This window comes from Streptomyces griseiscabiei (genome assembly GCF_020010925.1).
Lineage (GTDB): Bacteria > Actinomycetota > Actinomycetes > Streptomycetales > Streptomycetaceae > Streptomyces > Streptomyces griseiscabiei.
Window position 1 is genome coordinate 623,739 of sequence record NZ_JAGJBZ010000001.1, and the last position, 21,429, is coordinate 645,167.

Below are 21,429 nucleotides of genomic sequence, written 5' to 3' on the forward strand. Positions count from 1 at the left end.
GTGGCCCGCCGTACCGTGGAACCCGTAGTTGACCGTGCTGTTGGCTGCCGTGCTGCTACTCGGGCACGAAGGCCGGACCGTGCTGTGTCCGGCCTTCGCCGTTCCCGTCACTCCGCTGCCCGTTCCTCCCGCTTACGGCGCCGGGCCCTCGCCGATGTCAGAGCCATCTGCGTGAAAGTGCGCCTTGCGGAGATGCTCAGCAACCTTCACAATCCACTGGCCGCCACCCTGGCAACCCGCCTGGTCAAGACAGCACGGGCGTGCGGCATCATCCTCGTCCTCCTCACCCGGAACCCCGACGCCCCTTCGCTGCCGTCCTCCGTCTCCTCCTCGGTCGGCACCCGGCTGTGTCTGGCCGTCATGGACTGGCGGGCCAACGACAACGTCCTCGGCACCGGCGCCTACGACCGCGGACTGCCCGCCACCGACATCAGCATCGACGAGCAGGGCACCGGCATCCTCACCCGAGGCCGCGAAGGCAGCACCGTCCGTGCCACCTTCATCAAGCAGACCGAGGCCGATGACATCGCCAAGCGCGCCCTGGCACTCCGCATGGCCGCCGACACCCTGTCCAGTCAGTACGTACGCGCGGTCGTCGAGGAGAAGGACGTCGAGACCGTCCTCAACCATCTGCGCGCCATCTGGCCCGCCGGAGTCGAAACCGTCCACTCGCACCGCCTCGTCGAGGCCCTCACCGCATACCGGGCCGACCTGTACCGGCTGTGGACGGAGATGGACGCTGCGGGCGCTTCCACCGCCCTGTTCGCCGCGCTGAAGCCATTCAAGGTGTCTGCCCGTCAGCTCACCATCCAGGAGTGCTGTGGGGGCGCGGAGGGTCTCCGGTTCGCCGATCTGCCCGCCGCCGAGGACTGCGAGTAGAGGCCCCGAAGCCGGTTTCGGATCACGCCAGCGGCTTCACCTCGATCCGAAAACGCTTCACCCGCCGATATCGACGCTGAGCCGGGAAGTTTCGGGTCTTTCGCCCTAGAGCTCTGAGGCCACCTATCGAGGTCCCTGGCTGTGGCCGATACCTCTCTGCTCAACTCAGTCCGACAGGTGACGGCCACGACCGGCAGGCGACAAGATGAGCCATGGCCCCAGAGGTTCGCATCTTCAGCATCGCCGTCGCCGTTATATTCCTCGCTGGCGGCGGATTCGCCGCTGGTCGGCTCACGGCCCCAGAAGCCCCAGCCAGTACCGTCGATTGCTCTGAGCCCCGCAAGCTCTCCGAGGAGTTCATCAACAACAGTTCCAAGAACCAGGAGGCGGAGCAGCAACGGTACGAGGGGCGGATGGCGGCCAACGCGATCTTGCAGACCCCGGACTGTTTTAGTTCCACGGACCGAGCGGCCGCGCAGACCCTCCTCGACACAATCGAGCAAGGCGTACAGCAAGATGCCATCGACGGTCTGCGCAGCGACACGGAGGAGTGCGTCGAGGATGCGACCGACGCGTATTCCTGGAGCGACTGCTAAGCCAACCGTGCGCTGTACAAAGCGCGGCAAGCTCCGGCTTCGTGTCGGCCGCCGCACCCACAACGCCTGGCAGCGCACCCACCAGGACGGCTCCTGCTGACGTCCTGCAGTATCAGCGAACGACCAACTCGCAACACTCTACCGGGCCATGCTGGGCGCCATGTCTGCACACGGGGATCCTTCGCCGAACGCTCACCTGACGTATTCGCCACGGCCGCGCATGTTCCGCGAACCCTGGCAGCGCTATGCGTGGGCCGTTGTGCCGCTCATCAGCATGTCTGTCTTCGCGTTCCTGCCCTTCATAGTCGCGTGGCAGCGCAGGGTCGTGCCCGCTTGGATTGCGGCGGCGTACTTCGTAGGGAGCGCGGTCGTGTTCGGCTTCGCAGTGGTTCAACCGGACGTCAATGCCTGGTTCACCGTGGCTGTGTGGGCGTTCATGATCACGGCGGTAGTCCACATCGCGCTGCTGGACCCGGCCAAGAAGCGGGCCAAGTAGCGGCAGGTCCGTGCCTCACCCGCCGAGGGCGTGCCTGCGCTAGCCCGCCCAGACATCTGGCCCACCTCCGCGCAACCCGATCAACGCAGACGCCGCCACGTACGCCTCCACGTCTTCGGCCTCGGCTCGGCACAGGAATTCGTCGACAGACCGTAGGTCAGCCTTCCCTGAAATCGCCCAGGCCCTCATTGACCTCGCCTTCGAACTCGGCGCCCCGCAGGCCGTCGACGACGACTTAGCGAAAGCCGCGATCCGCATCGGAGGCGCCCGCGCCACCAGCAAAGCAAAGTTCTGCCGCCCCACACCGGTCTCATGCCGGGACGCGAGAACGCCCCTCGCGCCGTCGTCTGCTACATCCGCCGAGGCGCAATGGTGAAGATCGGCACGACTGTTGACCTCCGAGGCCCCATGGCCGCTCTGCCTCCAGAGGAGATCCTGGCCACCGAGCCCGGAGACCAAAAGCTGGAGGTCCAGCAGCAACGAACCTTCCGCGCCCTCCGCGCACCGGGCCAGCGCGAGTGGTTCTACGCAGGCCGCGAACTCCTGGACCACATACAGCAGATCCTGGCGCAGCACGGGATGCCATCTGCGGGCCTCTCTACGCTCCGGCCCAGCAATGGCATGCTGAACACATGCGCGACCCTGTGATCGTCGACATCTACGCGGCGGCCATCAGCGCCCAGCAAAAGCCCGGAACTTCCGCCAATGGCTCCGGCGTGGACGTCTTTCCCACCACGGCTACGACCGCCAGGGGCGCGCCCTCGTCGACCTTCACGAGTTGCAGTCACTGTCGACAGGCCAAGCGGCTTGACCTGTTGCAACACTCAGGCCACATTCACTGTTCCCTCGAACGGTATCCACAGACAGCATCGACCACCAAGCCGAGGCCCAGAGGTCCGACACGACACAGCAGCGGCCAGCGGTAGCTCCGATTATCCAAGTGCCCGTCGTGAGGATGTCGGGGCATTGCCGTGCCCCATCGTGCGATCCTGCCCTACGTTGCGTCACAGACCGGTCACAGCACACCCGTACCGGCCCGTAACTACCTGGCGCGCCGTAACCGTGCCCGCATGCGCATCAGACACACCGCCACCGCCGTCACTGCAGCCGTCCTCCTCGCCCTCACCGCCTGCAGCAGTGCCGACACCAAGGACAGCAGTAGCGGCAACCCCTCGGCGCCCGCCACCCGCAAGCTCGACACGGCACCGAACATCGCCGCCGCACTCAACGACGCAGGATTCAACGCGTCCACGCCCCAGGAGAAGACCGACGCGTCCTACATCACCAAAGTCGGCGGCACGTCCTACAGCCTCACGATCACAGACAAGGCCGGCCAGACCGCGCCCGGCGAAAGCGGCATCAACATGTTCCCCAACGCTGAGGCGCTGAAAGCGTGGATCCCACTCTCCAAGAGCTTCGGCGGGGTAGCCGTCACCGGTGACACCTGGGCGGTCAGCCTGCCCACCAAGAGCAAGGAAGCACGAGCCGACAGCCTGGGCCTCGCCCCGAAGGTCGCCGAAGCCTTGGACGGCACGGTGCAACGCTGAAAGCCCCAGTCAAAGCCCCGCCCTGCAGCGGGACCTTCGTCATGTCACGGACGCCCAAGGCACTAGTGACACAGAAGACAGCACGCCCCATCCTTTCCTCATGCCTGAACACCAGCACATGCTCGACGGCAAGAGCCGACCCCTGACCCTCGACGACCTCAAGAAGTTCGTCGCCGCCGCCAGCACAAACGGCACAGATGGAAAGCGACCGCTGCACGCGGAGATAGCCAGCGGGAAGCTCAAGAAGATTTGGATCGACCTGTCGGAGCCCAACAGGTAGCCACCTCACAGACGCACGCGAAGCCCCAGCCGATCTCCCCGGCCGGGGCTCCGTCGTGCCCGAGCCCGGACAGCAGACTGCGCAGGTCACAGGACGGACAAGGCGGCACAGACGCAGGCGACGTAACGGCATGATGCCCCCTCTGTACACAGATCCCAGGGGGGACCATGCATATCCGCGCCACCGCCATACTCGCGGTCTCACTCCTCGCAGCAATCACCGGTTGCACTAGTAGCGGCAATGGCGACGGCAAGGCGCGGGAGCCCGCCAGTACCCAGCCCGTAGCCTCCCAGCCACCCACACCCGAGCCAAGCCCCTCCGCACCCATGGCACTCGGCGATACCTACCACTCGGTCCGAGACGTCGATGGGGTCACCTACGACAGCACCTCCACCGTCCTCGCCTACGAACACGACGTGAAAGCCCAGGCCTCAGCCGAAGAAGAGACCGGCGCAGCCGGCTACGTCTGGTCCGCCCTGGAAATTAAGGTGTGGGGTCTGATGCAGGTTCGGGTGACAGGTTCGGTCACGCGGCCTGGAGGGCCGGTGTGGTCATGGCGATCTCGAATTCGACGGGGGTCAGTCGGCCGAGTGCAGCTTGTCTGCGGCGCCGGTGGTAGGTCCTCTCGATCCAGGTCACGATCGCGATCCGCAGTTCCTCGCGGGTGGTCCAGGTCCGGCGGTCGAGGACGTTCTTCTGCAGCAGGCTGAAGAAGGACTCCATGGCCGCGTTGTCGCCTGCCGCCCCGACCCGCCCTATCGAGCCGGCCATCCGGTGACGGTCGAGGGCCTGGACGAACTTCCGGGACCGGAACTGCGATCCGCGATCGCTGTGCAGAATGCACCCGTCGACGTGATCGCGTCGGGCCACGGCGTTGTCCAGAGCGGTCACGGCCAGGCGGGACTTCATCCGCGCGTCGATGGAGTAGCCCACGATCCTGTTGCTGTAGACGTCCTTGACCGCGCAGAGGTACAACTTCCCTTCACCGGTGGCGTGTTCGGTGATGTCCGCGAGCCATAGCCGGTTCGGGCCGGACGCGGTGAAGTTGCGGCTCACGAGATCGTCGTGCACCGGCGGGCCGGCCTTCTTGCTCCTGCCGCGCTTCTTCCCGAACACGCTCCACCAGCGGTTGTCCCGGCAGATCCGCCACGCGGTCCGGTCCGCCATCCCGGCACCGGCACCACGGGCTTCATCGGCAAGGAACCGGTAGCCGAACTCCGGGTCGTCGCGGTGGGCGTCGAACAGCGCGTTCGCGCGGTATGCCTCCTCCAGCATGGCGTCAGGCACCGGCTTGCCGAGCCAGCGGTAGTAGGGCTGTCTGGCGAGCTTCAGGACCCGGCACGTGACCGCGACGGGCGTCCCGTCCCCGGCCAGCTCTTTCACGAGCGGGTAGATCCTTTTCCCGGCAGATGCGCCTGCGACAGATAGGCCGCCGCCCGGCGCAGAACCTCGTTCTCCTGCTCCAACAGCTTGATCCGCCGACGGGCTTCCCGCAGTTCCCCGCTCTCCTGGCTGGTCACTCCGGGCTTGGTCCCGTCATCGATGTCCGCCCTGCGCATCCATTTCCACAACGTCATCGGGTGGACCCCGAAGCCCTTGGCCACCTGCTCAACGGTCACACCCGGGCCGCGGTTCCTCGCGACCCGCACGACGTCCTCGCGGAACTCTTCCGGATAAGGCTTCGGCACAGCGACATCCTTCCCACCCGCCCCACAGGGCAAGCCAGTTCAGATGTCACCCGATCGTGCATCAGACCCGTGCGTCAACGGTGTCTACCGCTTGATGGTGGACAAGTCTGAGCGGCCCCTCCGGGCCGACGCCAACCGTCTGCCTGCCGCCCCGGTATGGACGCTGCGGCAGGCAGAAGCCGCTGACCCATGAAGAGGGAACGGTACGGATCCGCGGGACCTGCGCCATCAGCGGTTTGCCCGCCGGGAGGAATGCAGCGCCTGTGGCAGCAACCCGACTCCATCGGAACCGAGGCAGACCATTTCCCCGGACAGGAATGTCAGCCGCGGCCCGCTCAATGGTCTTCCTTGAGGGACGGGCCGTACTGATTGGCACCTGGAACGCTGTCCACGGTCATGCCCATGAGGTACAGGACGGGGCCGACGACCGGGATCAGGGCGATCAGCATCCTCCAGCCGGTCCTGCCGGTGTCGTGCAACCGGCGGACGGAGACGGACAGCATGGGCACGATGAACGGCAGCAGGAGGACGCTCAGCAGCGGGGCCTCTGCCGCCCAGCCGATCCCTCCGATCACGGCAGTGGCCATCACGTACAGCACTGAGTACCACCAGTACTCCGACCGCCGGGCGCGACCGGAAAACGTGGCGCAGTTCGTGGTGAGACACGTGCGGGACGCCTCGCTGAACGACATTCTCTGCATGATGGTTCCTTCGAATCGATCGGGGTGGGACACAGGCCGGACCGCGAGAGCGGTCACGCGGACAGCGGGAAGACGGCAGTGTCCTCGCCGGTCGCGGCGGAGCCGACCGGGTCGTGCCCGAGGAAGCCGGACCGGGGTGGTGGCCTGATGGCCTTCGTTCGGCAGCTGCGGTCGTGGGGTGGCGGTTTCAGAAGCTGTACGGGCCGAAGCGGCCCCAGGCCACCAGCGTGGCGAGGATCAGCAGAACGGCGTTGAGGCCGATCGCGGGGAGTTCCTTCTTGCGCGCGTGATAGGCCGCGGCCAGCAGCATCGTCATGCCAAGGCCGACAGCGGCCAGTGGCGTCAGGGCGGTGGCGATGCCGGTGGCCGCGGGCAGGATCAGCCCGAGGGCGCCGACGAACTCCACGATGCCGATGAAACGGACGGCGCCGGGCGGGAAGTCGGCCACCCAGGGCAGCTTCTCGACGAGCTTGTCCTTGGGCTGGGTGGATTTCATGACACCGGCCATGGTGAACAAGACGGCCAGTACGGCCTGCACGATCCACAGGAAGACGCTCATCAGGGTGGAGTCCTTCGGGACGAGAGTGAGGAGGGGAACGGGACGGAGCGGGCGGCTGGCCGAGGAGGCTGCCGCCGGTGGCGTCGAGGGAAGCTCCGGTGATCCACCGCACCCGGTCGGTGGCGAGGAAGACCACCACGTCGGCGACCTCCGCCGGCTCGCTCAGGCGCTTGAGTGCCGACAGCTGCGACAGCGGCTCGCGCACCTCGGGCAGGTCCGGGGAAAGGTGCGCGACCTGGCCCGGGGGCGACCCCGCGGGAATGCTTGCGGGGCCGCCCCGGGCAGGTGTCGATGACGAAGTGCGCGGCGTAGACGGCGGGATGCCAGAAGGCCAGCAGGACGGGCGCTGAGGGGCTTCAGAGACTGAAGACGAGTTCGGCCTGGTCGCGCTTGGTGGTGTGCAGGTCCCAGTAGACCGGGGAGATCTCCTCGGGTTGGGCGGTCGGGAATCCGGGGATCGCCGGCGTGCCGATCGACACGTTGATGGCGACGTGCGCCGCCTGGACACCGGTGCCGTCCAGCTCCTTGTGCAGGTTGATCACCCAGTTGCGCAGCGCCGCGGCGGCGGCGTTGACGTTGGCGACCTGCGGCACGGGGTCGACGGAGCCGGCGCCGGTGGTGAACAGCAGGGTGCCCGCACCGGCCTCCCGCATGGCGGGCAGCACCGCACGGGTGGCGTCGATCGCTCCGTAGAGCTGGAACTCCATCTCGTGCTGCACGTCGGCCGGCTCGGTGGCGCCCGGGGTGGTCATGACGGTCTGGAGGCCGCCGACCGGGGAGTACTCCAGGACGTCGATGGCGCCGAAGTGCGTGGCTGCGTCCTTGAGTGCCTGGGTGAGGGCGGGGCGGTCGAGGACGTCGGCGGGGAAGGCGGCGGCGGTGATGCCCTCGGCGGCCAGCTCGCCGACAAGGACTTCGAGCTTGGTACGGCTGCGGGCGATCAGTGCGACGTCGCAGCCGTGAGCGCCGTAGGTGCGGGCGATGGCGAGACCGAGCTGAGGGCCGGCACCGACGATGGCGATGGTGGGCATGAGAGAACCTTTCACTGAAGAGGGCGACGGATAGGGCTATCCGTTTCATTTCCGGAAAGCCCTATCCGGTTCACTGCCCACCGTAACACGAGAATCGGATAGGGCATTCCGGTTTGCTAGTCTGACGTCATGAGCCCCCGAGACCCGCACACCGAAGCCAGCGCCGACGCGACTGTTTCCGCAGGTCAGTCCAAGCGCAGCGACGCGGAGCGCAACCGGGGGCGGATCATCGCCGCCGCGCGCACCGTCTTCGGGCGCGACGGGCTGAACGCGTCGATGGCCTCAGTCGCGCGGGAGACCGGGGTCGGGATCGCCACCCTCTTCCGCCACTTCCCCCGCAAGGAGGACCTGCTCGCCGCGGTCTTCGCCGACCGTATGAAGGCGTACGCGCTGGCCACCGACGCAGCCCTGGCCGATCCGGACCCGTGGCACGGCTTCACCGACTACATCGAGACCGTCTGCGCGATGCAGGCCGCCGACCGAGGCTTCGCCGACATCCTGACCATGAACTTCCCGGGCGTTCCGGAGCTGGAGAGATATCACGCTCAGGCGTACGAGGGCTTCCTCGAACTCATCGGCCGCGCCAAGAACAGCGGGCAGTTGCGCGAAGACTTCACCAGCCGCGATCTCGTGCTGCTGCTGATGGCCAACGCCGGAGTCCTCAGCGCCACTGCCGATGCCGCCCCGGACGCCTGGCGCCGCCTGGTCGCCTGGATGATCCAGTCCTTCCAGGCCCCGGCCCGCGGCCCGCTGCCGGACCCGCCGGAAGACGCTGCGCTGTACGAGGCCATGCGCCGCGCCAGCCAGAGCGCCACCGCCCCCGAGGCGGGAAAGCGACGCTGAACCAGCGACCGGCGGGACAGGGCGACCGTGATGAGGCCGTACAACGGCGTGGTCTTGCCGGTGGTCGGATCCGCTTGGCAACCTCACAGAACATCAACCATTCCGCACGTTCGCATAACCGGGATCACCAGTACTCGGCCACTGCGGAGGTCTGCCGCGGCTGTCCGTCGGCCGAACGGAAGTCGAGTGTGCCGACCTGCGCTTCGGCGTCCAGGCAGTCGCGGAGCCGGTCGAAGAAGGGTCCGCGGTCGATGGCGAAGCCGGCGGCGACGATGTCGGCGAACTCCGGCATCTGGGGAAGTTCGGTGCCGATCAGACGGGACAGCGCTGCCGTGCCCGGCCGCGGGACCAGACAGGCGCAGTCGCGGCCGATGTGGTCCAGACCGTAGCGGGCATCGCCGGGCGGGGGCGGTTCGGCGTACTGCACGTCCAGTTGCCACTGTTCGGAGGTGACGGCCGCGAACAGCGCGGCTTTGGAGGGATACCGCCTGAAGAGAGTGCCGGTGGAGGCGCGGGCCTCCTTGGCGGTCTGGGCCAGGGAGGTCTTGTCGTATCCGCGGGCGAGGAAGAGGTCGCGGGCGGCGCGGATGATGCGCGCGCGGTGCGCAGAAGGCGGCGCCCCTGGCCCGGATGGCTGTCGCCGGTCGTCAGGGCGGTCTGGCTCAGGGAGCCGCTGAACAGAACCAGATCCTCGGCGGTGAGATCGGGGCGCAGCAGGCCGTCGTTCGTCACGAACCTCGCCCGGCTCGCGATCGCGGGCGGCCGACGTCCGACTGTCCACATCCCGCGATCCCCAGACCCCGGCGGAGACGGTGGACGAGCTCGGCCGACGAGCCCGCGCCGCGACACCCGAGGAGGCTGCCCGTGCCGGTGACCGGGTCGTGGTGAGCATCCCGCCGGCCCTACCGGGAGCTTCCCGCCCCCGCACTGTCGGACAAGGTCCTGCTCGACATCGGGGCGTCCATGACGCGCCGTACGACGAACCCGACGACGGCCGCGTCGAGCCACATCACGTCGTCGGCGATCACCAGCAGCACGCGCTCGGCGGCCCTGGGCAGCGCACCACGTCTCGCCTCAGCGGTAGGCGTCGCCGCCCCGGGAGGAACGGGATGAGCAGGAAGACCGGCAGCCGTATGCAGGGAGCCGGCCCGGCCCGGCCGCCCCGTCTGTCGGTCCTCTCTGGGGCCGGTTCCAGTACGGGCTGTTTTCGCGTCCCAACTCGGACGGCACGCCATTCGGACTGCGTCCGTGCCCCGCCGGCCCGGCAGGCCCGCCCACTCGAAGGTCCCTGGGCAGCGCTTCTGATTCCTCGTGTCCAGCCTGTGTCCAGAATCCGGAGCCCGGGCCTGGCACATGCCCCCGCAGAAACCTCACACCGACCACAACGGAGCCGAACTCACGCGCGGCAGATTCAGTCCGTTCAGGCACAGTTGACGATCCGACAGGGCAAATTGAACGTTTCGGCAGGTCAGAGACCTGCTGAAGTGGGGCGGGTGGGACTCGAACCCACGGCCGACGGATTATGAGTCCGCTGCTCTAACCGGCTGAGCTACCGCCCCGTACGGCGTGTCGCGTACATGTGTGCGCGCCGTCTGCCGCAGCATAGCCGCTCATACGATCTCCTGCTTCGGATGGTCGGCCTTCGCATGCGCTTCTTGACCTTGAGGACTTCGGCGGCGCGCACGCGGTTCCCCCGGACATGAAAAAGGACCCCGACGGGGTCCTTCTTCGTCTGCTCTCCCGACTGGACTCGAACCAGTAACCTGCCGGTTAACAGCCGGCTGCTCTGCCAATTGAGCTACGGAAGATCGAAGCTCCCCCGACTGGACTCGAACCAGTAACCTGCCGGTTAACAGCCGGCTGCTCTGCCAATTGAGCTACGGAGGATTGCCTCGCCGCATCGAACGTACCTCCCTGGGTATTCGCCAGGGGGCGTGCGCTCGCTGCGACACATACATTAGCGCAAGCAGGGGGGTGCTCCGCCAATCGGTATCCCCCGCGCCCGTCGCCCCCCGCGGGGCGGCGCAAGGCTTCGAGGCAGACGTACGCAGACGTAAGGGAAGGGTGGCCGCCATGCGTTACCGGCTCACGTTCTTTGCCGGACTGGCCCTGGGTTACGTGCTCGGCACACGGGCCGGGCGCGAACGCTACGAGCAGTTGAAGAAGTCGGCACGGCAGGTCGCGCAGAACCCGGCCGTGCGCAACACCGCGGAGTCGGCCGCCCAGCAGGGGCGCGTCTACGCCGGCAAGGCGTACCACGTGGTGAGCGAGCGGGTCGGGGACCGGATGCCCGACCTGGTGGCCGAGCGGGTCCGCTCGCTGCGCGAACGCAATGCGAACGGATCGGCCGGAGACGACTGGGGCACCAGCAATACATAGGGACCACATCCGGGCGACCGGACCGGCTCGCGGTGCTCCCACCCCTTCCCGTGCGGCAGAATTTCTGCCATGGGGATAGTCGCCGGGCTGGACAGTTCGCCCGATTTTACGCGCATTGTCGTCTGTGACTCGGACACAGGGGCCGTGCTCAGGCAGGGTTATGCCCCGCACCCGTTGGAGCCGGCGGAGAGCGGGGGGCGTCCGTCGGACGTCGATCCGCAGGCCTGGCTGCTGTCCCTCGGGGAGGCGGCCGGCGGCGGGCTGCTGGAGGGCGTGCAGGCGATCGGGGTGTCGTCCCAGCAGAACGGGCTGATCGCGCTGGACGCCCAGGGCAACTCCGTGCGCCCGGCGATGGTCGGCGGGGACAAGCGGACCCAGGTCGCGGCGGCGGACCTGGTGGACGCGCTCGGCGGGCGGGGCGCGTGGGCGGAGGCCGTCGGCTGTGTGCCGGGGGCCGCCCAGCCGGTGACCAAGCTGCGCTGGATGAGCCGTACGGAACCGGACGCCGCGATGCGGACGGCCGTACTGCTGCAGGCGCACGACTGGCTGGTCTGGCAGTTGCTGGGGCGGCCCGTCAGGAGGACCACCGACCGGGGCGGGGCGTCCGGGACGGGGTACTGGAACGCGGCGACCGGGCAGTACCGGACCGACCTCGTGGAGATGGCGCTCGGCCATCAGGTGATGCTTCCCGAGGTGCTGGGCCCCTCGGACGCCGCCGGTACGACACCGGAGGGGCTCCTCATCTCCGCAGGCACCGGGGAGACCATGGCCGCCGCGTTCGGGCTGGGCATCGGGCTCGGGGACGCGGTGGTGTCGCTGGGGGCCTCCGGGTCCGTCATGGCGGTCCACACCCAGGCGCTCGTGGACTCCTCCGGGATGATCACCTCGCTGGCCGACGCCACGGGGATGCATCTGCCGGTCGTCACCACCCTCAACGCCGTACGGACCCTGCGCGGGGCCGCCGAACTGCTGGGCGTGGCCGATCTGGAGGGGCTGTCCGAGCTGGCGATGAAGTCGACGCCCGGGTCGCACGGGCTGGTGATGCTGCCGTATCTGGAGGGCGAGCGGACGCCGAATCTGCCGCACACGGCGGGGACGCTGGCCGGGCTGCGCCGGGAGTCGATGAAGCCGGAGCACTTCGCGCGGGCCGCGTTCGAGGGGATGCTGTGCGGGCTCGCGGACGCGCTGGACGTGCTGCGCGGCCGGGGGGTCGACGTACGGCGGATCTTCCTGCTGGGCGCGGCGGCGGAGCTGCCGGCCGTGCAGGCGGCGGCTCCGGCGCTCTTCGGGGTGCAGGTGGTGGTGCCGCAGCCGGCGGACTACGCGGCGGTGGGGGCCGCGCGCCAGGCCGCGTGGGCGCTCGGGGTCTCGCAGGGGGCGCTCGATCCGCGTACGCCTCCGATGTGGCCCGGGGCGGCGGCCCAGGTGCTGGATCCGGGGGACGAACTGGCGGTGGGGCAGGCGGTGCGGCAGCAGTACGTCTCGGTCCGGGAGCAGACCCATCCGGGGGCGTTCCGGGCCTGAGAGACCGGAAGTCCGCCCTCACCTGCAAAGTTCCGGCATAGGACCTTCACCGTCGGGTTAATTCGGTTGAGGTAACGCGGGTGGAGTGTTCGACGATGGGGGGTGGTGCACCCCGCACCCCGTCTTCGACCCCGAGAGATCTCGCGTGCTCATACGATTGTTGAGAAGTCATCTCCGTCCGTACCGGACACCGATCGCCCTGCTGGTGCTGCTGCAGTTCGTGCAGACGTGCGCCACGCTCTATCTGCCCACGCTGAACGCGGACATCATCGACCAGGGCGTGGTGGAGGGGGACACGGGTTACATCCTGTCCTTCGGCGCGCTGATGGTCGGCATCTCGCTGGTGCAGGTCGTCTGCAACATCGGGGCCGTGTACTACGGCGCCCGCACTGCGTCGGCGGTCGGCCGGGACATCCGGGCGGCCGTGTTCGACCGGGTGCAGTCGTTCTCGGCGCGTGAGGTCGGTCACTTCGGGGCCCCGTCGCTGATCACCCGGACGACGAACGACGTCCAGCAGGTGCAGATGCTGGTGCTCATGACGTTCACGCTGGTGGTGTCGGCGCCGATCATGTGCGTCGGCGGCATCGTGCTGGCGCTCGGGCTGGACGTTCCGCTGTCGGGGGTGCTCCTCGCCGTCGTACCGGTGCTCGGGATCTCCGTCAGCCTGATCGTGCGCCGGCTCCGCCCCCTGTTCCGCACGATGCAGGAGCGGCTGGACACCGTGAACCGGGTGCTGCGGGAGCAGATCACCGGCAACCGGGTCATCCGGGCCTTCGTACGGGACGACTACGAGAAGGACCGGTTCCGGAAGGCGAACGTCGAACTGACGGATGTGTCCATGGGAACCGGGCGGATGCTCGCGCTGATGTTCCCGATCGTGATGACGGTCATCAATCTGTCGTCGATCGCGGTGGTGTGGTTCGGCGCCCATCGCATCGACAGCGGCCAGATGGAGATCGGCGCGCTCACCGCGTTCCTCGCCTATCTGATGCAGATCGTGATGGCCGTGATGATGGCCACCTTCATGTTCATGATGATGCCGCGCGCCGAGGTGTGCGCCGAGCGCATCCAGGAGGTGCTGGACACCGACACGAGCGTGGTGCCGCCGGTCGAGCCCGTCCGGGAGCTGCGGCGGCACGGGTTCCTGGAGGTCCGGGGCGCGGGGTTCCGCTATCCGGGTGCCGAGGAGCCGGTGCTCCGGTCGATCGAGGTCGTCGCGCGGCCCGGTGAGACGACCGCCGTCATCGGGTCGACGGGCAGCGGGAAGTCGACGCTGCTCGGGCTGGTGCCCCGGCTGTTCGACGCCACCGAGGGCGAGGTGCTGGTGGACGGTGTCGACGTACGGACGCTCGATCCGAAGCTGCTGGCGAGGACGGTGGGGCTGGTGCCGCAGAAGCCGTATCTCTTCTCCGGGACCGTGGCCACGAACCTGCGGTACGGCAATCCGGACGCCACCGACGAGGAGCTGTGGCACGCGCTGGAGGTGGCGCAGGCCAAGGAGTTCGTCGAGCGGCTGGAGAACGGGCTGGACTCCCCCATCGCGCAGGGCGGGACCAATGTCTCCGGCGGGCAGCGGCAGCGGCTCGCGATCGCGCGGACGCTGGTGCAGCGGCCGGAGATCTATCTGTTCGACGACTCGTTCTCCGCGCTCGACTACGCGACCGACGCCGCGCTGCGGGCCGCGCTGGGGCGGGAGACCGCCGAGGCGACCGTGGTGATCGTGGCCCAGCGGGTGGCGACCATCCGGGACGCCGACCGGATCGTCGTCCTCGACGAGGGCCGGGTCGTCGGCACGGGGCGCCATCACGAACTGATGGCCGACAACGAGACGTACCGGGAGATCGTCCTCTCCCAGCTCACGGAAGCGGAGGCAGCCTGATGGCCGGGCCGTTGGCACGGATGGCGGGGGCCGGGGCCCCCGACCAGCACTCCATGGACTTCAAGGGGTCCGGGAAACGGCTGCTCGCGCAGTTCAGGCCCGAGCGGTTCACGATGTACGCGATGATCGTGTGCGCCGTCCTCAGCGTCGGGCTCTCGGTGCTCGGGCCGTGGATCCTCGGCCGGGCGACCGACCTCGTCTTCGCGGGCGTCGTCGGGCGGGAGATGCCGGCGGGCGCCACCAAGGCCGAGGTCCTCGAGTCCATGCGCGAGCGCGGGGACGGCGGGGTCGCGGACATGCTGTCGGGGACCGACTTCACGCCGGGCAAGGGCATCGATTTCGAGGCCGTCGGGACAGTGCTGCTGGTTGCCCTCGGCATCTTCCTGGTCGCGGGGCTGCTGATGGCGGCGGCCACCCGGCTCTCCAACCGGGCGATCAACCGGACCGTCTTCCACCTGCGCGAGCAGCTCCAGGCGAAGCTGTCGCGGCTGCCGCTGTCGTACTTCGACAAGCGGCAGCGCGGTGAGGTGCTGAGCCGGGCGACCAACGACATCGACAACATCGGCCAGACGCTCCAGCAGTCGATGGGGCAGCTGGTCAACTCGCTGCTCACCATCATCGGTGTGCTGGTGATGATGTTCTGGGTGTCGCCGCTGCTGGCGCTGGTCGCGCTGGTGACCGTACCGGTGTCGTTCGTGGTGGCCACGCGGGTCGGCAAGCGGTCGCAGCCGCACTTCGTGGCGCAGTGGCGGGTGACGGGCAAGCTCAACGCCCACATCGAGGAGATGTACACCGGGCACACGCTCGTGAAGGTGTTCGGGCGGCAGGAGGAGTCGGCGAAGCAGTTCGCCGAGGAGAACGAGCGGCTGTACGAGGCCGGGTTCAAGGCCCAGTTCAACAGCGGGATCATGCAGCCGTTGATGTTCTTCGTGTCGAACATCAACTATGTGCTGGTCGCGGTGGTGGGCGGACTGCGGGTCGCCTCCGGGGCGCTGTCCATCGGTGATGTGCAGGCCTTCATCCAGTACTCGCGGCAGTTCTCGATGCCGCTGACGCAGGTCGCGTCGATGGCGAACCTGGTGCAGTCCGGGGTCGCGTCCGCCGAGCGGATCTTCGAACTGCTGGACGCGGAGGAGCAGGAGGCCGACGCGGTGCCCGGGGTGCGGCCGGAGGAGCTGCGGGGGCGGGTGGCGCTGGAGGGGGTGTCCTTTCGGTACGAGGCCGACAAGCCGCTGATCGAGGATCTGTCGCTGGTGGTCGAGCCGGGGCACACGGTCGCGATCGTGGGGCCGACGGGTGCGGGGAAGACCACGCTGGTCAACCTGTTGATGCGGTTCTACGAGGTCACCGGCGGGCGGATCACGCTCGACGGGGTCGATGTCGCGTCCATGTCGCGGGACGAACTCCGGGACGGCATAGGGATGGTGCTCCAGGACACCTGGCTGTTCGGGGGGACCATCGCGGACAACATCGCGTACGGGGCGTCCGCGTCGCGGAAGGTGACGCGGGGGGAGGTCGAGGAGGCGGCTCGGGCCGCGCACGCGGACCGGTTCGTCCGGACGCTGCCGGACGGGTACGACACCGTGATCGACGACGAGGGGACCGGGGTGAGCGCGGGTGAGAAGCAGCTCATCACGATCGCCCGGGCGTTCCTGTCGGATCCGGTGATCCTGGTGCTGGACGAGGCGACGTCCTCGGTGGACACCCGTACGGAGGTGTTGATCCAGAAGGCGATGGCGAAGCTGGCGCACGGGCGGACGTCGTTCGTGATCGCGCACCGGTTGTCGACGATCCGGGACGCGGACACGATTCTGGTGATGGAGAGTGGTTCCATCGTGGAGCAGGGGGCGCACGAGGAGCTGTTGGCGGCGGACGGGGCGTATGCGCGGCTGTACAAGGCGCAGTTCGCGGAGGCGGTGGCCGAGGTGGACTGAGGGGGTGGGGGCCGGCTGGGGTGCGTTGTCGGGTGCGGCTCGGTGGGGCTTCTCGCGCCCCGCGGCGCAGCCGCAGATGGATACAGCCCCGCGCCCCTGAAGAGCAGGGGCTGCGCCCCCTGCTCTTCATCACCGCGCGCCCCTCAGTCCAGGTAGCCTCTCAGCTGGTCCGCGAAAGCGTGATCCCTCAGCTTGTTCAGGGTCTTGGACTCGATCTGGCGTATGCGTTCGCGGGTCACGCCGAAGATGCGGCCGATCTCCTCCAGGGTGCGGGGGCGGCCGTCGGCGAGGCCGTAGCGGAGTTGGACCACCTTGCGTTCGCGTTCGCCCAGGGTCGACAGGACCGCTTCGAGGTGTTCGCGCAGGAGCAGGAAGGCCGCCGATTCCACGGGGCTCGCCGCGTCGCCGTCCTCGATGAGGTCGCCGAGGGCCACGTCGTCCTCCTCGCCGACGGGGGCGTGGAGCGAGACCGGTTCCTGGGCGAGGCGGAGGACCTCGCTGACGCGTTCGGGGGCGAGGTCGAGGTGGGCGGCCACCTCGTCCGGGGTGGGCTCGTAGCCGCGCTCCTGGAGCATCCGGCGTTGGACGCGCACGACCCGGTTGATCAACTCGACGACATGGACCGGGACCCGGATGGTGCGGGCCTGGTCGGCGAGGGCGCGGGACATGGCCTGGCGGATCCACCAGGTCGCGTAGGTCGAGAACTTGTAGCCGCGGGCGTAGTCGAACTTCTCGACGGCCCGGATGAGGCCCAGGTTCCCCTCCTGGACCAGGTCGAGCATGGTCAGGCCGCGGCCGACGTAGCGCTTCGCCACCGAGACCACCAGCCGCAGGTTCGCCTCGATGAGGCGGCGCTTGGCCATGCGGCCCATGACGACCAGCCGGTCGAGGTCGAGGGCGAGCCGGGTGTCGAGGTCGGGGGCGCCGGAGAGCCGTTCCTCGGCGAAGAGGCCGGCCTCGACACGGCGGGCCAGGTCCACTTCCTCCACGGCCGTCAGGAGAGGGATACGGCCGATCTCGCGCAGGTACTGGCGGAAGAGGTCGGAGGAGGGACCGCTGGTGTCCGGGCGGCTGCGCGGCGGTTCCACGGGCTCGGGTGGCTCGGCCGGGTCGACGGCCTCCACGGCATCGATCACGGCGGCGGGCGGCTCGTCCGGGTCGGGCGGGCCGTCCGGGGCCGCCTCGGGGTGGTGCGCGGCGCGGCTCTGGGCGGGCACCGCGGTGATGACATCGGTCTCCGGGTCCGGCTCCGCGCCGTCGGTACCGATGGCCGTACTGGTGTCGTTCTGTACGAGGGTCTGGGTCTGCACGGGGGCGACCTCCAGGAATGTCGCTGCCAGGGCGTACGGCAGCGGTACGTCTGGGATGGCGCGGGCGGCCTCTCCGCCGTCCATCCCGTACTCATCGAGCGGAACCGCGGGGATCTCGGACCCATGGGGGACGGGTCGGCCGCGCTCCGAGGACTCAGGCACCGGAACCCAGTGTGGAGTACGACACACAGCCGCTACGAGGGGCGTGCGGTGACTTTTTGCGTCCGGGCCGTGACCCCACGGTTACTGTGCCGTACGAGTGTGCTGCTGGGAGGGTCCTAAACCGCTTGAAGGCCGTACGGAGCGGGGGTGGCTCCGGCGTGGATCGGCAAGTGCGCCGGGGAAGTTCACACCGGGGGCGTGAACCGGCGCGGCCTCAGAGCGCCTCCGCGCCCCGCTCGCGCAACGCCTGGTCGTACTGCTGGAGCACCCACAACTCGTTCTGTACGGCGGCCAGCTGGGCCGGGTCGCCCTGGGCGGCGGCGCGCGCCAGGCTGCCCTGGACGTCGCGCACCCGGCGCTCGACGGCCCGGCGGCGTACGGTGACGAGTTGGTCGCCCGCGTAGACCTCGTCGACCTTCTTGCGCATGATCGCCTCGACCGCCAGCTCGGTCACCATGGCCCGCACCGTGTCGTCCGGCGCGGCCTCGCGGACCCGGACCAGATACTCCTGCGGGTCCTCGACTCCGTACTCGACGCCGCCCGCCTCGATGATCGCCTCGCGGACGGACGCGTACGGGGCGGCGGTGAACTCGTCGATGCCGTACGCGTCGAACGCCGGGGCCACCAACTCGGGGCGCTGCAGGGCGAGTTTGAGGAGTTCGCGTTCGGTGGCGAAGACCGGGTTGCGCAGGGTGAGGGCCGGGCCGGAGGGGGGCCGGGCGGTGGACTCGTACGGCTGGGCCTGGCGCTGGGCGGCCGGGGCCGGGCCCTGGCCGCCGCGGTCGCGGGCCCAGCGGGCGAGCTGGGCGACGCGCTTGACGACGAACTGGGTGTCGAGGATGCCGAGCATGCCGGCGAGCTGGACGGCGACCTCGTGCTGGGCGCCGCTGTTCTTGATGCGGGCGACGACCGGCGCGGCCTCGTCGAGGGCGGCGGCGCGGCCTGCCGGGGTCTCCAGGTCGTAGCGGGCGACGATCTGGCGCAGCGCGAACTCGAAGAGCGGGGTGCGGGGTTCGGCCAGCTCGGCGACGGCCCCGTCGCCCTTGGCGAGGCGCAGTTCGCAGGGGTCCATGCCGTCCGGGGCGATCGCGATGTACGTCTCGGCGGCGAACTTCTGGTCGTCCTCGAAGGCGCGCAGGGCGGCCTTCTGGCCGGCCGCGTCGCCGTCGAAGGTGAAGATCACGCGTGCGCTGCCGTTGTCCATCAGCAGTCGGCGCAGGATCTTGATGTGCTCGCCGCCGAAGGCCGTGCCGCAGGTGGCGATGGCCGTGGTGACGCCGGCGAGGTGGCAGGCCATGACGTCCGTGTAGCCCTCGACGACGACGGCCCGGCTGGCCTTGGCGATGTCCTTCTTGGCGAGGTCGATGCCGTACAGGACCTGGGACTTGCGGTAGAGCGCGGTGTCGGGGGTGTTGAGGTACTTCGGGCCGTTGTCCGACTCGTAGAGCTTGCGGGCGCCGAAGCCGACCACGTCGCCGCCGATGTCGCGGATGGGCCACATCAGTCGGCCCCGGAACCGGTCGATGGGGCCCCGGCGGCCTTCCTGGGAGAGGCCGGACAGCAGAAGTTCCTTGTCGGTGAAACCCTTGCCGCGCAGGAAGCGGGTGAGGTGGTCCCAGCCCTGGGGGCTGTAGCCGACGCCGAAGTGGACGGCGGCGGCCTGGTCGAAACCGCGCTCGGCGAGGAAGATCCGGCCGGTGTCGGCCTCCGCGCCGGTGGCCAGCTGCTCCGCGTACCACTCGGCGGCGATCTTGTGCGCCTCGACCAGGCGGATGCGCTCGCCGCGCTGGTGGGAGGGGTTGTACCCGCCCTCCTCGTAGCGCAGGGTGATGCCGGCCTGGCCGGCGAGGCGCTCGACGGCCTCCGAGAAGGAGAGGTGGTCGACCTTCATCACGAACGTGATGGTGTCGCCGCCCTCCTGGCAGCCGAAGCAGTGGAAGAGCCCCTTGCTCGGGCTGACCTGGAACGACGGCGACTTCTCGTCGTGGAACGGGCAGAGTCCCTTGAGGTTCCCGCCGCCCGCGTTGCGCAGCTGGAGGTACTCGGACACCACGGCGTCGATCGGGACCGCGTCCCGAACCGCCTTCACGTCCTCGTCATTGATCCGTCCAGCCACGCGGAGATTCTACGGTGACCTACTGACACGGCCGCGCTGCGGAAGGGGCGCGGGGAACCGCGCGGGCGGCCGCGTGCCACCCGCAGTCGCCCGCGCGCCCCACCCCGCGGGCGCCTAGGCGATCAGACTCTCCAACGGAATCTGGGGATTCGCGAGCGCGTCCACGTCGACCCGCTCCCGGGACCGGATGAGCTTCTGGATCGGCTCAGTGACATCCCACACGTTGACGTTCATCCCGGCCAGCACCCTCCCCTCCTTCACCCAGAACGCGACGAACTCCCGCTTCCCCGCGTCCCCCCGGATCAGCACCTGGTCGTACGATCCGGGCGGCGCCCATCCCGAATACTCCATCCCCAGGTCGTACTGGTCCGAGAAGAAGTAGGGCACCCGGTCGTAGGTGACGTCCTTGCCGAGCATCGAGCGGGCGGCGGCCGGGCCGCCGTTGAGCGCGTTGGCCCAGTGCTCCACCCGCAGCCGGGTGTCGAACAGGGCGTGCGGGAAGGAGACGACGTCACCGGCGGCGTAGACCGAGGGGTCGGACGTGCGCAGGCCCGCGTCGACCACGATGCCGCCGCCGTACGCGCGGTCGGCGATCTCCAGGCCCGCGGCCTCGGCGAGACCGATGCGCGGGGCGGCGCCGATGGCCGCGAGGACGTCGTGCGCCGGGTGCTCCTCCCCCGTGTCCGTACGGGCCGCGAGGACCATGCCGTCCTGGCCGACGATCTCGGTGAGCCGGGCGCCGAAGTGGAAGCGGACGCCGTGCTCGCGGTGCAGCTCGGCGAAGAGGTTGCCCAGCTCGGGGCCGAGGACGCCGTGCAGCGGGGTCGGCTCGGGCTCGACGACGGTGACCTCCGCGCCGTACTCGCGGGCCGCCGCCGCGACCTCCAGGCCGATCCAGCCGGCGCCCGCGACGACCAGGTGGCCGTTGTCGCGGCCCAGCGCGGCGAGGACGCCCTTGAGGCGCTCGGCGTGGGCGAGGCGGCGCAGATGGTGGACGCCCGCGAGGTCGGTGCCCGGGATGTCCAGCCGGCGCGGCTCGGCGCCGGTGGCGATCAGCAGTTTGTCGTAGTGGACGAGGGTGCCGTCGTCGCCGAAGCGGACGGTCTTCGCCATGCGGTCGATCGCGTCGACGGTCTGGCCGAGGTGCAGCTCGATGTCGTTGGCCGCGTACCAGGACGGTTCGTGGACGAAGACGGAGTCGCGCTCCTCCTTGCCGAGCAGATAGCCCTTGGAGAGCGGCGGGCGCTCGTAGGGGTGGTCGCGTTCGTCGCAGATCAGTATCACGCGGCCGGTGAAGCCCTCCGCTCGGAGCGTCTCGGCCGCCTTCGCGCCGGCGAGACCGCCTCCGACGATGACGAATGTCTGATCCGCGTCGACCACTTGATGCCTCCTCGTACTGCTTCTTTAAGGGTGCGTCCACATGCGAGCGTCCCGCACACAGCGTGATGCGGGAAGAGGTAGTGACCCGATCAGGCCACGCAGGGTCACGTGTCAGTCATATCCCG

Annotated in this window: 19 protein-coding genes, 3 tRNA genes and 1 pseudogene; 10 read left to right on the forward strand and 13 right to left on the reverse strand. The window is 69.0% G+C overall.

All coding sequences use genetic code 11. The annotated features are described in order from the left end of the window. Positions 1 to 192 precede the first annotated feature (192 nt). The 5 genes from J8M51_RS02650 to J8M51_RS02670 all read left to right on the forward strand — a co-directional run bounded on the left by J8M51_RS02650 (position 193) and on the right by J8M51_RS02670 (position 3,798). Positions 193 to 879, forward strand: coding sequence for a hypothetical protein (locus J8M51_RS02650; protein ID WP_256966124.1), 687 nt, complete (start codon positions 193 to 195; stop codon positions 877 to 879). Between the two features lie 212 nt (positions 880 to 1,091). After that, entirely contained in the window at positions 1,092 to 1,475 is a 384-nt protein-coding gene (locus tag J8M51_RS02655; RefSeq protein WP_086761737.1) for a hypothetical protein, read from the forward strand. A 148-nt stretch (positions 1,476 to 1,623) separates the two neighbouring features. Continuing rightward, complete coding sequence (locus J8M51_RS02660; RefSeq protein ID WP_143673392.1) at positions 1,624 to 1,971, forward strand: hypothetical protein; 348 nt, start codon at positions 1,624 to 1,626, stop codon at positions 1,969 to 1,971. Between the two features lie 1,070 nt (positions 1,972 to 3,041). Continuing rightward, positions 3,042 to 3,518: a hypothetical protein gene (locus tag J8M51_RS02665; protein WP_086761731.1), complete on the forward strand. Its 477-nt coding sequence runs from the start codon at positions 3,042 to 3,044 to the stop codon at positions 3,516 to 3,518. A 100-nt stretch (positions 3,519 to 3,618) separates the two neighbouring features. Next, positions 3,619 to 3,798, forward strand: coding sequence for a hypothetical protein (locus J8M51_RS02670; protein WP_143673391.1), 180 nt, complete (start codon positions 3,619 to 3,621; stop codon positions 3,796 to 3,798). A 525-nt stretch (positions 3,799 to 4,323) separates the two neighbouring features. On the opposite strand, the gene J8M51_RS02675 is transcribed toward J8M51_RS02670, so the two are convergent. The 4 genes from J8M51_RS02675 to J8M51_RS02695 all read right to left on the reverse strand — a co-directional run bounded on the left by J8M51_RS02675 (position 4,324) and on the right by J8M51_RS02695 (position 7,777). After that, positions 4,324 to 5,486, reverse strand: a protein-coding gene (locus J8M51_RS02675) for an IS3 family transposase (RefSeq protein WP_107473821.1) whose coding sequence is annotated in 2 segments (ribosomal slippage) — positions 4,324 to 5,199 and positions 5,202 to 5,486 — 1,161 coding nt in all. Because the reading frame shifts where the segments join, the coding sequence is not laid out codon by codon here. 335 nt (positions 5,487 to 5,821) lie between these two features. After that, complete coding sequence (locus J8M51_RS02680) at positions 5,822 to 6,187, reverse strand: DUF805 domain-containing protein (RefSeq protein WP_256965022.1); 366 nt, start codon at positions 6,185 to 6,187, stop codon at positions 5,822 to 5,824. A gap of 187 nt (positions 6,188 to 6,374) precedes the next feature. Then, positions 6,375 to 6,746, reverse strand: a complete 372-nt coding sequence (locus J8M51_RS02685; protein WP_086756978.1) for a DoxX family protein — start codon at positions 6,744 to 6,746, stop codon at positions 6,375 to 6,377. Positions 6,747 to 7,102: 356 nt separating this feature from the next. Next, positions 7,103 to 7,777, reverse strand: coding sequence for an SDR family NAD(P)-dependent oxidoreductase (locus J8M51_RS02695; protein WP_086756975.1), 675 nt, complete (start codon positions 7,775 to 7,777; stop codon positions 7,103 to 7,105). A 129-nt stretch (positions 7,778 to 7,906) separates the two neighbouring features. Here J8M51_RS02695 and J8M51_RS02700 point away from each other — a divergent pair, with 129 nt between their 5' ends. Further along, positions 7,907 to 8,620, forward strand: coding sequence for a TetR/AcrR family transcriptional regulator (locus tag J8M51_RS02700; RefSeq protein WP_086756973.1), 714 nt, complete (start codon positions 7,907 to 7,909; stop codon positions 8,618 to 8,620). A 124-nt stretch (positions 8,621 to 8,744) separates the two neighbouring features. Here J8M51_RS02700 and J8M51_RS02705 read toward each other — a convergent pair whose 3' ends face one another. The 6 genes and pseudogenes from J8M51_RS02705 to J8M51_RS02730 all read right to left on the reverse strand — a co-directional run bounded on the left by J8M51_RS02705 (position 8,745) and on the right by J8M51_RS02730 (position 10,507). After that, a complete protein-coding gene (locus tag J8M51_RS02705) occupies positions 8,745 to 9,047 on the reverse strand; it encodes a hypothetical protein (RefSeq protein WP_256965023.1) in 303 nt (100 codons plus the stop codon). Positions 9,048 to 9,131: 84 nt separating this feature from the next. Beyond that, positions 9,132 to 9,512 (reverse strand): annotated as a pseudogene (locus J8M51_RS02710) (hypothetical protein); the annotation flags it as partial. Positions 9,513 to 9,522: 10 nt separating this feature from the next. Then, positions 9,523 to 9,657 (reverse strand): hypothetical protein, encoded by a 135-nt coding sequence (locus tag J8M51_RS02715; protein ID WP_256965021.1) that lies wholly within the window; start codon positions 9,655 to 9,657, stop codon positions 9,523 to 9,525. Positions 9,658 to 10,105: 448 nt separating this feature from the next. Continuing rightward, positions 10,106 to 10,179, reverse strand: a tRNA-Ile gene (locus J8M51_RS02720). A gap of 176 nt (positions 10,180 to 10,355) precedes the next feature. Next, positions 10,356 to 10,428, reverse strand: a tRNA-Asn gene (locus tag J8M51_RS02725). Positions 10,429 to 10,434: 6 nt separating this feature from the next. Beyond that, a tRNA-Asn gene (locus J8M51_RS02730) sits at positions 10,435 to 10,507 on the reverse strand. A 186-nt stretch (positions 10,508 to 10,693) separates the two neighbouring features. Here J8M51_RS02730 and J8M51_RS02735 point away from each other — a divergent pair. The 4 genes from J8M51_RS02735 to J8M51_RS02750 all read left to right on the forward strand — a co-directional run bounded on the left by J8M51_RS02735 (position 10,694) and on the right by J8M51_RS02750 (position 16,336). After that, positions 10,694 to 10,999 (forward strand): hypothetical protein, encoded by a 306-nt coding sequence (locus J8M51_RS02735; protein WP_086756971.1) that lies wholly within the window; start codon positions 10,694 to 10,696, stop codon positions 10,997 to 10,999. 69 nt (positions 11,000 to 11,068) lie between these two features. Further along, positions 11,069 to 12,523, forward strand: coding sequence for an FGGY family carbohydrate kinase (locus J8M51_RS02740; RefSeq protein ID WP_086756969.1), 1,455 nt, complete (start codon positions 11,069 to 11,071; stop codon positions 12,521 to 12,523). A gap of 145 nt (positions 12,524 to 12,668) precedes the next feature. Next, a complete protein-coding gene (locus J8M51_RS02745; RefSeq protein ID WP_086756968.1) occupies positions 12,669 to 14,402 on the forward strand; it encodes an ABC transporter ATP-binding protein in 1,734 nt (577 codons plus the stop codon). Then, positions 14,402 to 16,336 carry an ABC transporter ATP-binding protein gene (locus J8M51_RS02750; RefSeq protein WP_086756966.1) on the forward strand — a complete coding sequence of 645 codons (1,935 nt, stop codon included), beginning with the start codon at positions 14,402 to 14,404 and terminating at the stop codon, positions 16,334 to 16,336. Before J8M51_RS02745 ends, J8M51_RS02750 begins: the two co-directional genes overlap by 1 nt. A gap of 143 nt (positions 16,337 to 16,479) precedes the next feature. Here J8M51_RS02750 and J8M51_RS02755 read toward each other — a convergent pair whose 3' ends face one another. From J8M51_RS02755 to J8M51_RS02765, 3 genes are all read right to left on the reverse strand, one after another. Next, a complete protein-coding gene (locus J8M51_RS02755) occupies positions 16,480 to 17,808 on the reverse strand; it encodes an RNA polymerase sigma factor (protein WP_086756965.1) in 1,329 nt (442 codons plus the stop codon). A gap of 214 nt (positions 17,809 to 18,022) precedes the next feature. Then, positions 18,023 to 19,924, reverse strand: coding sequence for a DNA primase (gene dnaG / locus J8M51_RS02760; protein ID WP_086756963.1), 1,902 nt, complete (start codon positions 19,922 to 19,924; stop codon positions 18,023 to 18,025). Positions 19,925 to 20,038: 114 nt separating this feature from the next. Next, complete coding sequence (locus J8M51_RS02765; RefSeq protein ID WP_086756962.1) at positions 20,039 to 21,304, reverse strand: NAD(P)/FAD-dependent oxidoreductase; 1,266 nt, start codon at positions 21,302 to 21,304, stop codon at positions 20,039 to 20,041. Positions 21,305 to 21,429 lie beyond the last annotated feature (125 nt).

Excerpts from the sequence above, each read along its gene's own strand:
- J8M51_RS02650 (WP_256966124.1), top strand. The coding sequence starts at position 193 with ATGCTCAGCAACCTTCACAATCCACTGGCCGCCACCCTGGCAACCCGC.
- J8M51_RS02655 (WP_086761737.1), top strand. The coding sequence starts at position 1,092 with ATGGCCCCAGAGGTTCGCATCTTCAGCATCGCCGTCGCCGTTATATTC.
- J8M51_RS02660 (WP_143673392.1), top strand. The coding sequence starts at position 1,624 with ATGCTGGGCGCCATGTCTGCACACGGGGATCCTTCGCCGAACGCTCAC.
- J8M51_RS02665 (WP_086761731.1), top strand. The coding sequence starts at position 3,042 with ATGCGCATCAGACACACCGCCACCGCCGTCACTGCAGCCGTCCTCCTC.
- J8M51_RS02670 (WP_143673391.1), top strand. The coding sequence starts at position 3,619 with ATGCCTGAACACCAGCACATGCTCGACGGCAAGAGCCGACCCCTGACC.
- J8M51_RS02680 (WP_256965022.1), bottom strand. The coding sequence starts at position 6,187 with ATGCAGAGAATGTCGTTCAGCGAGGCGTCCCGCACGTGTCTCACCACG.
- J8M51_RS02685 (WP_086756978.1), bottom strand. The coding sequence starts at position 6,746 with ATGAGCGTCTTCCTGTGGATCGTGCAGGCCGTACTGGCCGTCTTGTTC.
- J8M51_RS02695 (WP_086756975.1), bottom strand. The coding sequence starts at position 7,777 with ATGCCCACCATCGCCATCGTCGGTGCCGGCCCTCAGCTCGGTCTCGCC.
- J8M51_RS02700 (WP_086756973.1), top strand. The coding sequence starts at position 7,907 with ATGAGCCCCCGAGACCCGCACACCGAAGCCAGCGCCGACGCGACTGTT.
- J8M51_RS02735 (WP_086756971.1), top strand. The coding sequence starts at position 10,694 with ATGCGTTACCGGCTCACGTTCTTTGCCGGACTGGCCCTGGGTTACGTG.
- J8M51_RS02740 (WP_086756969.1), top strand. The coding sequence starts at position 11,069 with ATGGGGATAGTCGCCGGGCTGGACAGTTCGCCCGATTTTACGCGCATT.
- J8M51_RS02750 (WP_086756966.1), top strand. The coding sequence starts at position 14,402 with ATGGCCGGGCCGTTGGCACGGATGGCGGGGGCCGGGGCCCCCGACCAG.